12 protein-coding genes, 1 tRNA gene and 4 pseudogenes are annotated in these 13548 nt (G+C 42.3%); 4 read left to right on the top strand and 13 right to left on the bottom strand.

Annotated elements, in window-relative coordinates; translation table 11 throughout:
• Positions 1 to 3 precede the first annotated feature (3 nt).
• The 6 genes and pseudogenes from AC0T5Z_RS12575 to AC0T5Z_RS12550 all read right to left on the bottom strand — a co-directional run.
• The gene (locus AC0T5Z_RS12575; RefSeq protein ID WP_435337666.1) at positions 4 to 525 is read right to left on the bottom strand and encodes a phosphatidylglycerophosphatase A family protein; all 522 of its coding nucleotides are present in this window, start codon (positions 523 to 525) and stop codon (positions 4 to 6) included.
• Positions 491 to 1420, bottom strand: a complete 930-nt coding sequence (gene thiL / locus AC0T5Z_RS12570) for a thiamine-phosphate kinase (protein WP_179990266.1) — start codon at positions 1418 to 1420, stop codon at positions 491 to 493. Before thiL ends, AC0T5Z_RS12575 begins: the two co-directional genes overlap by 35 nt.
• Positions 1421 to 1445: 25 nt before the next feature.
• A complete protein-coding gene (nusB, locus tag AC0T5Z_RS12565) occupies positions 1446 to 1895 on the bottom strand; it encodes a transcription antitermination factor NusB (protein WP_004974349.1) in 450 nt (149 codons plus the stop codon).
• Between the two features lie 4 nt (positions 1896 to 1899).
• Entirely contained in the window at positions 1900 to 2370 is a 471-nt protein-coding gene (gene ribH / locus AC0T5Z_RS12560; protein WP_004974350.1) for a 6,7-dimethyl-8-ribityllumazine synthase, read from the bottom strand.
• Between the two features lie 11 nt (positions 2371 to 2381).
• A complete protein-coding gene (gene ribBA, locus AC0T5Z_RS12555; RefSeq protein ID WP_291340556.1) occupies positions 2382 to 3503 on the bottom strand; it encodes a bifunctional 3,4-dihydroxy-2-butanone-4-phosphate synthase/GTP cyclohydrolase II in 1122 nt (373 codons plus the stop codon).
• Positions 3504 to 3847: 344 nt separating this feature from the next.
• Positions 3848 to 4044: pseudogene (locus tag AC0T5Z_RS12550) on the bottom strand (secretion protein HlyD); the annotation flags it as partial.
• Positions 4045 to 4133: 89 nt separating this feature from the next.
• Between AC0T5Z_RS12550 and AC0T5Z_RS12545 the strand changes: the two are divergent.
• Both AC0T5Z_RS12545 and AC0T5Z_RS12540 read left to right on the top strand, forming a co-directional pair.
• Positions 4134 to 5263, top strand: a protein-coding gene (locus AC0T5Z_RS12545; RefSeq protein WP_100222370.1) for an IS3-like element ISAcsp5 family transposase whose coding sequence is annotated in 2 segments (ribosomal slippage) — positions 4134 to 4386 and positions 4386 to 5263 — 1131 coding nt in all. Because the reading frame shifts where the segments join, the coding sequence is not laid out codon by codon here.
• Between the two features lie 178 nt (positions 5264 to 5441).
• Positions 5442 to 5765 (top strand): annotated as a pseudogene (locus tag AC0T5Z_RS12540) (IS3 family transposase); the annotation flags it as partial.
• A 138-nt stretch (positions 5766 to 5903) separates the two neighbouring features.
• Here AC0T5Z_RS12540 and AC0T5Z_RS12535 read toward each other — a convergent pair.
• Positions 5904 to 6149 (bottom strand): hypothetical protein, encoded by a 246-nt coding sequence (locus AC0T5Z_RS12535; RefSeq protein ID WP_435336937.1) that lies wholly within the window; start codon positions 6147 to 6149, stop codon positions 5904 to 5906.
• A 49-nt stretch (positions 6150 to 6198) separates the two neighbouring features.
• A complete protein-coding gene (locus AC0T5Z_RS12530; RefSeq protein ID WP_291340551.1) occupies positions 6199 to 7275 on the bottom strand; it encodes a DNA/RNA non-specific endonuclease in 1077 nt (358 codons plus the stop codon).
• 344 nt (positions 7276 to 7619) lie between these two features.
• Between AC0T5Z_RS12530 and AC0T5Z_RS12525 the strand changes: the two genes are divergently transcribed.
• Positions 7620 to 8222, top strand: a complete 603-nt coding sequence (locus AC0T5Z_RS12525) for a hypothetical protein (protein ID WP_435336938.1) — start codon at positions 7620 to 7622, stop codon at positions 8220 to 8222.
• A gap of 83 nt (positions 8223 to 8305) precedes the next feature.
• Here AC0T5Z_RS12525 and AC0T5Z_RS12520 read toward each other — a convergent pair whose 3' ends face one another.
• Positions 8306 to 10186, bottom strand: coding sequence for a potassium transporter Kup (locus AC0T5Z_RS12520; RefSeq protein WP_291340547.1), 1881 nt, complete (start codon positions 10184 to 10186; stop codon positions 8306 to 8308).
• Between the two features lie 119 nt (positions 10187 to 10305).
• Here AC0T5Z_RS12520 and AC0T5Z_RS12515 point away from each other — a divergent pair.
• A tRNA-Ser gene (locus tag AC0T5Z_RS12515) sits at positions 10306 to 10396 on the top strand.
• 550 nt (positions 10397 to 10946) lie between these two features.
• Here AC0T5Z_RS12515 and AC0T5Z_RS12510 read toward each other — a convergent pair.
• The 4 genes and pseudogenes from AC0T5Z_RS12510 to hisF all read right to left on the bottom strand — a co-directional run bounded on the left by AC0T5Z_RS12510 (position 10947) and on the right by hisF (position 13523).
• Positions 10947 to 11597: a response regulator gene (locus AC0T5Z_RS12510; RefSeq protein WP_004974358.1), complete on the bottom strand. Its 651-nt coding sequence runs from the start codon at positions 11595 to 11597 to the stop codon at positions 10947 to 10949.
• A gap of 260 nt (positions 11598 to 11857) precedes the next feature.
• Positions 11858 to 12122 (bottom strand): annotated as a pseudogene (locus AC0T5Z_RS12505) (secretion protein HlyD); the annotation flags it as partial.
• Positions 12123 to 12245: 123 nt separating this feature from the next.
• A pseudogene (locus AC0T5Z_RS12500) lies at positions 12246 to 12554 on the bottom strand (DUF4372 domain-containing protein); the annotation flags it as partial.
• Between the two features lie 210 nt (positions 12555 to 12764).
• Positions 12765 to 13523, bottom strand: coding sequence for an imidazole glycerol phosphate synthase subunit HisF (hisF, locus tag AC0T5Z_RS12495; protein WP_004974384.1), 759 nt, complete (start codon positions 13521 to 13523; stop codon positions 12765 to 12767).
• Positions 13524 to 13548: the final 25 nt, after the last annotated feature.

Genomic DNA, 13548 nt, shown 5'->3' with positions numbered 1-13548 from the left:
TGGCTAAACCAAAGTAAAAGATAAATAAATATAAATACATAATGCGGCCCAAAGACCCGCAATAATATCGTCCAGCATGATGCCAAAACCACCTTCGACCTGACGATCAATGACACGAATTGGCCAAGGTTTCCACACATCAAATAGTCGGAATAAGGCAAAACCTACTATTACCCAGACCCAGCTGATTTGATTGATAAAAATCAGGGGTAAAAAAGTAATCGATTGTCCTGCAAACTCATCCCAAACAATACGACCATCATCATGTACGCCCATAACTTGTGCAGTACGCCCACAGATATATATGCCAACCAGGGACATCATAGCAATGGCAAAAAGGCTTGGAATGAAACCAAGTGCGAACCAAATGGGAATGAAGAGTAGGGCAAAGGCCGAACCAAAGGTACCAGGTGCTTTGGGCAGTAGACCTGAACCGAAGCCAACACCACAGCAGACAATCAGTCGGTCAGTCCAAGACATGGCTTTGAAATTAATCGCGGGTTTTTGCAAAGTGTTGGTATCCATGAAAATGAAGTGAACGATCTACGCCATTCTGTTCAAAGCTTAAGCGGTTTTGATTGTTAATTTTGCCAATAATATGAATAGGGGTATTCAGCGGTTTTTGCAAAAGCTGCTGATAATTTTGTGGGCTTATTGTAAAGCATAACTCATAGTCATCGCCACCTGCCAAGGCATATTGCCACTGCTTTTGTTGTGGTAATTCGGTTAATGCAGTATCTATAGGCAGTTGGCTGAGTTCAACACAAGCACCGACCTGAGAGGCTTTGAGAATATGCCCTAAATCTTGTGCCAAGCCATCTGAAACATCAATCATGCTTGAAGCCAGACCTTTGAGCTGTTGCCCGAGTTGGCAGCGAGGGGTCGGATAGTCTAGGCGCTGTTTTAAGGGATGATCGAGATGATCTAAACTAAAAGCGGCATCGCCGACTTGTCCGCTGACACAAATATAATCGCCGACTTGTGCGCCTGAACGTGGAATTGCTTGTCCTTGTTCAATCCAGCCTAAGGCGGTAACGGAAATGGTGAGATGCGGGCTTTGTGTGGTATCTCCACCAATTAAACTTACCCCGAATTGATCGCAACAATCATGTAAACCCTGACTAAAACCTTTGAGCCAGTCATGATCAATTTGGGGTAGGCTCAATGCCAGTAAAATACTGTGTGGGGTGGCACCCATGGCGGCAATGTCAGATAAATTGACCGCAACCGATTTCCAACCAATCGCATGTGGGTTGGTATCGAGGGGGAAATGTCGTCCAGCGACTAAAGTGTCGGCACAAATGACCAATTGTTGTTGCGGCGGAGGGGTGAGCAGAGCTGAGTCATCACCGACACCTAAATCGACTGCATCGGGACGCGGTCTGTTGAAATAGGTCTCAATAATGGAAAACTCAGCCATACAACAATCGACTCAATACTTTGAATTAGTTGCTTTGTTGCTTTTCTGCTGCACGTAAGCTGTTGGCAAGACGGTCTAATACACCATTGATGTATTTGTGGCTGTCTGCACCGCCAAAGTGTTTTGCCAATTCAATCGCTTCATCCAATACCACACGGTATGGAATTTCCAGATGTTGTTCTAACTCATACGCACCTAAACGTAAGGTAGCGAGTTCAACACCATCTAGGGCTTGAATATCACGATCAAGAACAGGCACCAGTAATGCATCCAATGCTTCATGATTGGCAACCACTTGAGTCAACAATTCATGATAATAGCCGAGATCCACTTTGTGCATGGCATTTTCCACACGGGTACGTGCTTCAATCTCATGTACTGGATTGTGGCTCATCTGCCATTCATAAATACCTTGCACAGCAAAACGACGTGCTTTACGTTTTGCTGCATAAGTTGCTTGAAGTGTTTGCGACATAGCGTTAAATAGCCTTTAACAAGTTAACCATTTCAATTGCAGTTAAGGCAGCTTCACTTCCTTTATTACCTGCTTTTGTTCCAGAGCGTTCAATCGCTTGTTCAATACTGTCCGTAGTCAATACACCGTTAATCACAGGTAAGCCTGTATCTAAACCCACCACGCCTAAACCTTTGGCACATTCGCCTGCAACAAAGTCAAAGTGTGGTGTGCTACCGCGAATCACTGCGCCGAGTGCAATAATCGCGTCATAACCATTCGATGCAGCTAATTTTTTAGCCACAACAGGAAGTTCCCAAGCGCCTGGTGCATGAACAACGGTGATATTATCCTCTGATACGCCATGACGTTTCAATGTGTCAATTGCGCCATCAAGCAAATGCTCAACCACAAAACTATTAAAACGACCGACTAAAATCGCATAACGGCCTTCGCTAGCGAGATGTAATAAACCTTCAATACGGCGAATTGCCATAGCAACCTCGATTATTTCTCTGATGTTGGATCTGCGGTGACGTATTCCACCACTTCTAAGTTAAAGCCTGATAAAGCATTGAAACGTAATGGTGAGCTGAGCAGCTTCATTTTTTCAACGCCTAAATCACGTAAAATTTGTGCACCCACGCCAATGGTTTGGTACTGCTGTGACAATGCAGCATTGGCTTTGCCCTGTTTCGGATTTTTAAGGCTATCTAGGGCAGGGCCCAAGTCTTGCAATTGAGTTTGACCAATCCAGACCAAAACACCACGTTCACTGTTGGCAATTTCTTTTAAAGCGCGGTCTAAATTCCAAGTGGCCGAAGTATCTGCTTTTTTAAGCTTGAGTAAATCACGGGTTGGATTAAAACCATGCACACGTACTGTAGTAACGCCTTCTTTTGGTTCACCTTTGACCAATGCTAAGTGAATGTCAGGATTACCCAGTTCACGGTAGCGATATAAGTCAAAAGTACCATATTCAGTGTCGATGCTTTGCTGATCCAAACGTTCTACGGTTTGCTCATTGGTCATGCGGTAGTGGATTAAATCGGCAATGGTACCAATTTTCAATCCGTGCTTTTCAGCAAAAATTTCTAAATCAGGACGACGAGCCATGGTGCCGTCTTCATTGATGATTTCACAAATCACCGATGCAGGCTCTAAACCTGCCAAACGGGCAAGATCACAACCTGCTTCGGTATGTCCTGCACGGTGCAATACACCACCTGGTTGTGCCATGAGTGGGAAAATATGCCCAGGCTGAACAATATCGGCAGGCTTAGCATGTGCAGCGACCGCAGTTTGAATGGTATGCGCACGTTCTGCGGCAGAAATACCTGTGGTAATGCCTTCAGCCGCTTCAATCGACAAAGTAAAGTTCGTACCGTGTTGTGCGCCATTGGCATCAACCATTAACGGTAAGTTTAATTGCTGGCAACGGTCACGACTTAAGGTCAGGCAAACAAGACCACGTGCGTGTGTGATCATGAAGTTGATATCTTCAGGGCGAACGTGGGTTGCGGCAATGACTAAATCACCTTCATTTTCGCGATCTTCATCATCCATGAGGATGACCATTTTTCCTGCACGGATATCTGCTACAAGCTCTTCGACAGTATTGAGCGGCATCAATCTTCACCTTCTTATTTGTCTGAAACGACATTGAATGAGAGAGATGCATAGTCTAACGGTTTTTTACCTGTTTTGCCTATGCTTATCATTTTCATTGCGTGACTTATGGTTATACACAGTGTCATCAGGCTTGGAAAGAGGCGAAAATAAGGATTTGCAGCGTTGCTGTAGATTGTTTAGGCAATTGAGATGAAATGCAAAATCTGTAAAAAATAAAATTGTATTAGATATTGGGATCATCGTCCTTATCCTTGCCTTCACGTGAACCGACTTGGGTTTTGGGAAAGGCAAGACGTAGGGGTGAGATGATTTATTAAATTCAAGTATAAGTAAATTTCAGTTTAGCGCTCACGAAAGGCTTTTTTGGCTTTGTTGAATGGTTTGATCAGATAATCCAACACCGTTTTTCACACGTTTTCATAGCGACTATTGCGACCGCTAGGGTAATCTCAAACGCTTGTCCTGCTTTATGGTTAAGCTTATCTGAATCGGTGCGAATATAAACCCGATAATAAAACTGATTTTGTTTGACTTCATCGTGATGTGGTTCTAGGATTTTAGACCACGCCTATAAGTGATAATCTACTCCCCAATAAGCATGGGAAATGCTTGTTTTTGGAGTCAACCATGACACGAAGAAAACGTCGTAATCATTCAGCAGAGTTTAAAGTTAAAGTTGCTCTCGCAGCAATTAAAGGCGACCACACACTCGCTGAACTTTCTACTCAATTCGATTTACATCAAAACCAAATCATCGATTGGAAAAATCAACTGCTTGAGCAATCAGTCAATATTTTTTCACGACCAACAGCACAACAAGAACCAGAGATTGACCTCAAAGCTCTACATGCCAAGATAGGACATCAGGCATTGCAAATTGATTTTTTAGAAGGTGCGCTCAGAAAAATAGGGCAGCTGAGCGGCAAAAAATGATCGATAAGACCCATCAACTTTCGGTACGACAACAATCGCAATTGATTCAAATCAATCGCAGTACGTTGTATTACAAGTCCAAAGAGATTTCATCAACTGATTTGAGTTTGATGCGCCTGATCGATGAAATTCATCTCGACTACCCCTTTATGGGCAGTCGAATGATACGAGATATGCTACAGCGTCAAGGGCATCAAATAGGTCGGCGTAAAGTCCGACGTTTAATGCGCTTGATGGGAATACATGCCTTGTATCCAAAACCCAATACCAGTAAGCCTAATCTTGCACACCGTATTTTCCCATATCTGTTGAAAAACATGGTCATCGATCACTCTAATCAAGTCTGGTGTACAGATATAACGTACATTCCTATGGCTAAAGGCTTTGTCTATCTGTGTGCAATTATAGATTGGCATAGTCGTAAAGTACTGGCTCATCGTGTATCGATCAGTATGGAAACAGGCTTTTGCATAGATGCGTTGCAAGAAGCAATTGTGAAATATGGTTGTCCAGAGGTGTTTAATACAGACCAAGGCAGTCAATTCACAAGCGAGGCATTTTTGAATGAGTTAAAATTGCGAAATATCCGTATCAGTATGGATGGGAAAGGACGATGGATGGATAATGTAATGATTGAGCGTTTATGGCGCAGCGTGAAGCATGAGGAAGTCTATTTGAAGGCTTACGATACGGTTAAACAAGCGAAACAATCAATTGCTGAATATTTGGATTTTTATAACATGATACGTCCTCATTCAAGTTTGAATAAGGCAACACCGGATGAATTTTATGATCAACATTTACTAAAAGTAATGGCAGCATAATTTAAATATTTAGAGCGGATTTATCACTTATAAAACTGAATTGAGTGGTCTAATTAACGGAACCACATTATCGCTTAGGGTATCAGGAGAAATCACTGTGACTTTTCTGAACCGTACGAACCGTACCGAGTTTGTCGCAGACCAACTTTCCTGAGATGAGAATCATCGCTTAGTAAGGGAACATCGAGCGAAGCGAGATCTACATGATGAGTATCATGCTGAGTAAATCAAACGAATTTAGAAAAAGTTCAGGTCGGTATGGCGTTCCTAAAGTCTGGCAACAACTGCAACGAGAAGTTATGTTATTGCGCACTATACGGTTGCTCGATTGATGCAAAAGCTTGAAATACAAGGTGTATTGCATGGTAAGAATAAGCGAGCGACCTGTAACCGAGATGATCAAAAACGAGCAGATGATTTAGTGAAACGTAATTTTACTGCTGATCATCCTGACCAACTGTGGATGAGTGACTTTAGGTATATTCAAACAAATTCAGGTTGGGACTAAACACCTAATCCCTTTTAATTTTATCCATTAGACCTCTTGCGAAAGTATAGTTTTATCTAATTTTTGAATTGGCTAAAACCTTATAAAATATAGCTTTTGACTGCTTAAAATTTGACTAACGCAAGAAGTCTATTATATAAATGGATTTTCAATTTCATCCACTTCGGGACGATCTAACTTCTCAGGCAAATTGGGGGTCTGTTCCAAAGTCGCAACAACTTCATTTAAAAATGCCTGCAGTGCTTTGGCTGCTTGTAAACCTGCCTGATCTTTGCTGATTTGCAAATTGCCATACACATTGATGCAATCCAAATCATTTTCTAAGGTTAAGTCATGAATCGCATGTGATTCAGTCCCATTTTGAAACGGTTTAAACATTGAATTCACCTTAGAATGAAGGATGCATTATCCATTATCTTAACCCAGTTTAAGATTTCAACAACTGTAAAATATATTGCAATAAAGCTTCAATCAACTGCTTCACAATTGCATCTTGGGTATTTGCATCAATGCTAGCACCCGATGCTGGACTACTACCCGAGCGTTTAAACTCGGTTTGTAAAGCTTGTAATTGCTCGGCAGATACATCTTCCGCACACTGACTTTCTGCATCCCAATGCGAATAAGCAATTGGTGTATTGGCTTTTACAGCATTTGCAGTCAACGGCAATTTATAGGTATTGCGCTTTTGTTCTTCAGTTAATTGTGGGAATAAATTGATGCCTAACTGTTCTTCTAAATAGCAGACACTCACCACTTGAACCTGTAGCGAGTCGTTATTGGGCGCGTAATAAGCCCCTATCGCGCCTGTTTTAGGCATATACACGGCTTTATACACCGCAGTCGGTACAATAACGCCCTGACCAATGGTTTTTAGACGTTTGGCATTAAAACTAGGCCCCGTAATTACATAGACATCTTGCTTTTGTTTGGTCACCACCGCCCGTGTAGCTTCTTCAAGTTCACGCCAAACCTGCTGATTATTTTTAGGGGCTTGCGGCACCATATTTGCCAAAGAAAAGCTATCAAACTGGGCTGCCAAGTTAGTCATGTCGGCATTTGGTGCCATGTGTCCACGGTCATAACCCGAACCACGATAATCCTGCAAAGTTGCACGATGCTCGGCTTTGACGCGCGGTTCTTCGTGAAAGTTATCTTCACGCGGAATCCGCTGGCTCAAACGCGTAGGCGTTAAGGCTTCTGCCACCCATAACGGGGTTTTAGATACCCCTGAATACATCACATTAAAGTCATTAAAACACAGCGGATAGCTGTCTTTTTTCAGGCTGTTTTTCAGTAAATAGGGCGGCGTTTCCCGATAAAACTGAGTTAAGCAAGCATTATTTCCTGTGCTCGGCACCAGTGAAGTCCACTGACTAATTTTTTCTTGACCAAAAGCAATCACAAAACTGCCTGTTGCTACTACACCGAGTAGCACTTTCAGGCTGTTTTGATTGAAAATTTGAGTCCAAATATTGTTGGAATTGCGCCGTTTTCTTGCCATAACCGTTACTGTGACTTCGCTCTAGATCCGCAGAGTTTGCCTGAGCTTAACAATCCACTCACAGCTTGTATATGAAGCACCTCTTGTTCGCCTAACAATTAAACAAAACCCGCGCCATAACACCACAAAAGCCACACACAGCCTGAGTTTTAAGCACTTTTGACATCAGTCTAGATCAAGTTTGGTAGGTTTGATTGCATCCGTTTCAACGAATCTGCCAAGCTAAATACACCTTCAAGACATCGCCTAGCGACACCTAAGCACATTACGATGTTCTCGCTAGGTGTGATTGACGATTTAAATTGGTTTTAACTTTATTTTTACGATTTTTGATGGAGAAATACATGCGTTTTCATCTTTTTGCTTGTGCTTTGGTCAGCAGCATTAGCATTTCTGTCTTTGCCGAACCACCCATTCAGGCAGGTGATACTTTGGAAAGTTTATCCAAAGTCAAAATAAGCACCACGATTAATGGACAAGCAGGCTCACTACAAGAATTAATTGCCAATGGTCAAATCCGGATTGTAACGAGTGCAGATGCAAATTTAACGAATCCAACAGAAAATATGGCGCAACAACCTGCAAACCAAATTACCGCCGAACAAGCCAATCTGGCTCAAGAAAATACGCCTATGACGATGCCTGTCGGAACCGAATCTGAACCGCAACACGCAGCGCAGGCTAAACAGATGAGCGAACAACACATACAAGCCCCGTCAGTTCCCTTATTGTCATCTTCAGCCGACTTACCTGTAAATGTTGGAGATGATGTGGATGTCACCGCAGAAGCGCTTAATGCTGCACCACCAAGCCCTGCTGCATCTGAACAGGCAGCAGTCAATCTGCCCACGACTAAGCGGCTTGAAACCACAGCACCTGCAGCACAGGATACAGATATAAACGATATAGATTTAAATCATGTACCGCAAAGTGATACGGAAAAATAAGATCTGTTTAAGACCAATCTTGAGCTAAAAATAAAAAACCAGCACGATGTAATGCTGGTTTTTTTTTAAGCTGTTGAGTGATTTTAAATTTCGATTTGACTACCCAATTCCACCACACGGTTGGTTGGAATTTGATAAAAATCACTCACTGGACTGGTATTGCGCTGCATTGAAATAAACAGTTTTTCACGCCACGGTGACATACCATCACCCACCGTATGCACAATCCGATCACGCGAAATAAAGAAGCTCATTTGCATCATATCGAATTCAAACCCAAGCTGCTCATAAGCTTGTTGCAAGGCATTTGGAATATTCGGCTGATCTTTAAAACCGTAATACATGGTAATCCGATAAAAACGATCATCCAGTTTTTCGACTTGAATCCGATCTTGCTGCGCCACAAATGGAATATCACGCGTGATAACCGTTACCATGATATTACGTTCATGTAACACCTTGTTGTGCTTAATATTATGCAACATGGCATGCGGCACAATATTGGGCGTACCTGTCAGGAAAATCGCATCGCCAGGGACAAATTTGGTTTCATTGCCCAAACTAACACTATGAATGAATAGGTCTATCGGCAAAGCATCTTTTTCCAAACGATTGAAAACCAATGCACGACCATCTTTCCACGTCATTAAAATGGTATACATGATGGCACCAATTAAAATTGGTACCCAGCCACCCGCTACAATTTTGAGTGAGGTCGAGGCCACAAAAATCAAATCTAGAGTTAAAAATGGCACTGCAAAAAGGGCAACTTTCCACATTGGCCAACGCCAAAAACCATAGGCCAACACTGAAATTAGGATAGTGCCACACAGCATGGTCATGGTCACTGCCACGCCATAAGCACTGGCAAGATTGGCACTATTTTCAAACAGTAAAATTAAGATCAGCACTGAAATAAATAAGGCCCAGTTAATGAACGGCAAATAGATTTGACCACGCTCGACATCCGACGTATGGCGTACGGTCAGGCGCGGTAAATAACGCAATTGAATGGCCTGATTGACCATTGAAAATACTCCTGTGATCACCGCTTGAGAAGCGATCACTGCGGCAGCCGTGGCTAAACCAATCATCGGGTATAAGCCCCATTCAGGCACCAACATATAGAACGGATTTTCAATTGCTGCAGGGTTGCGTAGCAATAATGCGCCTTGTCCCGCGTAATTCAATAACAAACAAGGTAGGACAATCAAAAACCATGCAAGCCGAATGGGCATCCGCCCAAAATGTCCCATATCGGCATAGAGTGCTTCGCCACCCGTCATGGTCAAAATCACCGCGCCCATGGTGAGAAATGCAACAAAGGGTTGCTCTACTACAAAGTTAAACGCCCAATGTGGACTGACCATGGCCAATACAAACGGGGTTTGGATAATACTGAGCAGCCCTGCACCACCAATGGCTAAAAACCACAGCAAAGTCAGTGGGCCAAAAAATTTGCCCATAGTGCCTGTACCATGACGCTGCACAATGAACAGTCCCGCCAAAATACCAATTGAGAGCGGCACGAGCCATTGATTAAAGATAGGAGTGGCAATACTTAGTCCTTCAATGGCAGACAATACTGAAATAGCGGGGGTGATAATACCATCGCCAAAGAACAGGGATGCGCCAATAAAGCCAAGTGCGATCAGGAAGATTTTTTTGTCTTCGGCAATGCGAGTGGTGCGCAGGTTCAATGCCAATAATGACATGATCCCGCCTTCGCCATTGTTATCGGCACGCATAATAATGGTGACGTATTTAAAGCTGATGGTGAGCATCATGCACCAGAAAATTAGGGATAAAATTCCCAATACACTGGCTTGGGTAATTGCAAGATGCGCCGTTAAAAAAGTTTGTCGGAAGGCGTAAAGTGGACTGGTGCCAATGTCCCCAAATACAACTCCGAGTGCAGCCAAGGTAATGACGGGTAAGGCTGCTTTTTTTGCAGTACTTTGCATAGGTGTCTTCGATTTAGACGGTATTTTTGAGAATCATAGCACTACGCTGAAAATTTTTCTCTAAATCAAATGTTTCAACTTGGCTTTGTACTATTTTTTGGTTATTATCCACCGCCTATGGTGAGGTGTCCGAGTGGCTGAAGGAGCACGCCTGGAAAGTGTGTATACGTTAATAGCGTATCGAGGGTTCGAATCCCTCTCTCACCGCCAAATTAGTTGTTTACGGTATTATCTCGTAGTGTTAAGGGCTTGAATCTAAAGGGTTTAAGCCCTTTTTTATTGCATGTGATAATACGGTAAAACACGGTGGCATACCGACATATTTGTCGGTATAAATGCAAAATAGCTAAATTTTAATCAGCAAGCTACAAAAGTGCCGATTTTATACCGACAAATAAGGGAGAAACTAAACATGGCAAAACACATAGACAAACTCGATGCTATAAAAGTTCTAAAATCTACGTTTCGATATAAATGGTGCTAAAAAGCAAAGACACCCTGATGGCGGTGGGGCTTAGTTGTGTAAATACCTAAAACTATGATTTATTATATTTATTTTTGTTAAATTTCCCCAAACCTTTAAAAATTAGTATCTTGCAAAATATTTAAGTAACAAAACTCACTACAGCGTAAAACGGTAGCATATCCACAACTTTGTTGGTATCACCCTCTTATCAACCACACACCTAAAAAAACCGCTGCTCAATCCTCGAGATCAACACAGCGGTTTTAAACTCATCTTTTTCAGATCAGTCACATATTACATTTTCTTTTCTTCAATATTTAAAGCATTAATTGCCAATACCGCCTGAGTACGATTTTGCACACCCAATTTACGGAAAATTGCGGTTACGTGCGCTTTAATCGTTGCTTCAGAAACATCTAATTCATAGGCAATTTGTTTATTCAACAAACCTTCTGCCACCATCATCAACACACGGAATTGCTGAGGCGTTAAAGACTGTATTCGTTCAGCCAAAGCCGTTTCATCTGCTGCGCGAGGGTCAAAGTTAACATTCGCAGCCAAGTTTGGCGGCAACCAAATCTCACCTTCTAAAACTTGACGAATTGCTTCACCAATATGGCTCGGATGTGCAGATTTTGGGATATAACCCATCGCCCCATGTGCAATTGAACGTTGAATAATCGATGCTTCTTCGTGAGCAGACACCACAATAATTGGGATAGATGGATATTGCGCACGTACATGCACCAATGCAGAAAAGCCTGATGCCCCTGGTAAATTCAAGTCCAATAACACAAGATCAGGCTCAGGCCCATTTTCCAAACGTTCGTACAATTCATTAACTGCAGCAGTTTCATGAATTTGAGCTTGTGGTAAGCTATAACGAACCGCCTGAATTAAGGCATGGCGAAACAGCGGATGATCATCAACGATTAATATATTCATAACAGACGTGAGAGATCTTGGGCACAGTTGTTATATTCTAACCACACAAAGACAATTAAGGATATGCAAGACATGACTTTTTTGCATTTATTGTGCAATTAATCACAGAAAAGCGTTTATTTTTTATATTTTCAAGAAAAACTCCTAATTTTTCTGTATTTCACCTCATCGTTTTGTTGCAGTACTCCAATCGCCTCTACGCTTGATCATATAGTTGATATTTCAAGCAATTAATGTTCAAACCTTTAACTTGGAATATTTCGAATAAACGCAATATCACGAGGAGAATACGCGCTTGAATCAGCAGTTGTTCATCCAGTGGCACAATCATCATCAGTTTGCCATTTTGTGAAACGATGCCGCCCAAGGTCATCACATCAATTTCTTTGACAATACCATGTACAGACCATGCACAGGCGATTTGAAAATAGTACGATTGAGAGTGTCTGATTTACTTTTAACCACTTGCGATTGGGTTTTAATATCGGTGTTGGTTTTAGCCAATTCTTCACGTGCTTTCACATATTATTAATTGGGTTTTGTTGTAAAAATATCTAACATTCTGATTTTATTATCTTTATTTTCCACTCAAATTTTCATAAACCTTTAAAAATCAGTATCTTGCAAAACATTTATGCAAAAAAGCCCTTTTGAGTGTTCATAGCATTTCATCAACTTGTAAAAGAGCTGTTGATACAAGGTAGCAGGCTGCTGCTCGTTAATTAGTGCCAGTGTGCTTCGGGGAATAGACTTTGTTCCGAAATGACTCAGTTTGCCTGTTAGCACGCCAGATTGGATCGAATATCTCTCAGACTTTGCCTGCAGGAAAGTTGAGACATCAATATGGCAATAAACTGATCCCACTTTGAAGCTGCTCTAAATTTCTGTCCAAGATGGTGTACTTTGGAAGTTGTTAAAATCCTTTCGCTGATGAAATACGGTATTCCGATGTGACAAAACCTGAATCCTGCTCGTGAAAGTGTTTGTTTGCACTCATATTTTAATGATCTGGACTCGGGGTTTTATTTAAACCAAACCATGGGACAGTAGTGACCTTTTTGCTCTTTTTTTTCTGCCTGTATTTTTGAGCTAAATAAAAAAGTGTAACCCGAAGATTACACTTTTGAAGCTCAAAAATTAAAGTCTAAAACTGTTTTGTTTTGAAAATTATAAACGCATTTCAATGCCTTGCGCTGCCAAATATTGTTTGGCTTCTGGAATAGTATGCTGACCAAAGTGGAAAATTGAGGCAGCCAGTACCGCATCGGCGCCGCCTTTTAAAATACCATCTGCCAAGTGCTGTAAATTGCCCACACCGCCAGATGCAATCGTCGGTACAGTGACACGGTCATTGATGGCACGCATGAGCGCCAAGTCATAGCCTGCTTTGGTACCATCTGCATCCATTGAAGTGACCAATAGCTCACCTGCGCCATAGTCGGCCATTTTTACTGCCCATTCAATCGCATCAATACCTGTTGGTTTACGGCCACCGTGAGTGAAAATTTCCCATTTGTTATCCCCCGTTTTTTTCGCATCAATCGCAACCACAATACATTGCGCGCCAAAACGCTGTGAGGCTTCTTGCACAAATTCAGGGTTAAAGACTGCTGCCGAGTTAATACTGACCTTGTCTGCACCTGCGTTCAGCAATAGGCGGATGTCTTCAACCTTACGCACGCCACCACCCACGGTGAGGGGCACGAACACGGTTTCTGCCATACGCTCAACGGTACGATAGGTCGTATCACGGCCATGATGGGTAGCAGTAATGTCTAAAAAGGTGATTTCATCGGCACCTTGTTCATTATAACGACGCGCCACTTCGACAGGGTCGCCCGCATCACGAATATCAAGGAATTGCACGCCCTTGACCACGCGACCATTATCTACGTCTAGGCAAGGAATAATACGTTTCGCTAGCATAAATTTTTCCAATTATTACAGCCGA

The sequence above is a fragment of the Acinetobacter pengchengensis genome, assembly GCF_982235305.1.
This window is presented reverse-complemented; position numbering and strand designations above follow the sequence as displayed.

Coding starts and splice junctions, on each gene's coding strand:
- ribBA (WP_291340556.1), bottom strand. CDS start 3,503: ATGCCGCTCAATACTGTCGAAGAGCTTGTAGCAGATATCCGTGCAGGA.
- hisF (WP_004974384.1), bottom strand. CDS start 13,523: ATGCTAGCGAAACGTATTATTCCTTGCCTAGACGTAGATAATGGTCGC.
- AC0T5Z_RS12520 (WP_291340547.1), bottom strand. CDS start 10,186: ATGCAAAGTACTGCAAAAAAAGCAGCCTTACCCGTCATTACCTTGGCT.
- AC0T5Z_RS12530 (WP_291340551.1), bottom strand. CDS start 7,275: ATGGCAAGAAAACGGCGCAATTCCAACAATATTTGGACTCAAATTTTC.
- AC0T5Z_RS12575 (WP_435337666.1), bottom strand. CDS start 525: ATGGATACCAACACTTTGCAAAAACCCGCGATTAATTTCAAAGCCATG.
- AC0T5Z_RS12535 (WP_435336937.1), bottom strand. CDS start 6,149: ATGTTTAAACCGTTTCAAAATGGGACTGAATCACATGCGATTCATGAC.
- AC0T5Z_RS12510 (WP_004974358.1), bottom strand. CDS start 11,597: ATGAATATATTAATCGTTGATGATCATCCGCTGTTTCGCCATGCCTTA.
- thiL (WP_179990266.1), bottom strand. CDS start 1,420: ATGGCTGAGTTTTCCATTATTGAGACCTATTTCAACAGACCGCGTCCC.
- ribH (WP_004974350.1), bottom strand. CDS start 2,370: ATGGCAATTCGCCGTATTGAAGGTTTATTACATCTCGCTAGCGAAGGC.
- nusB (WP_004974349.1), bottom strand. CDS start 1,895: ATGTCGCAAACACTTCAAGCAACTTATGCAGCAAAACGTAAAGCACGT.
- AC0T5Z_RS12525 (WP_435336938.1), top strand. CDS start 7,620: ATGCGTTTTCATCTTTTTGCTTGTGCTTTGGTCAGCAGCATTAGCATT.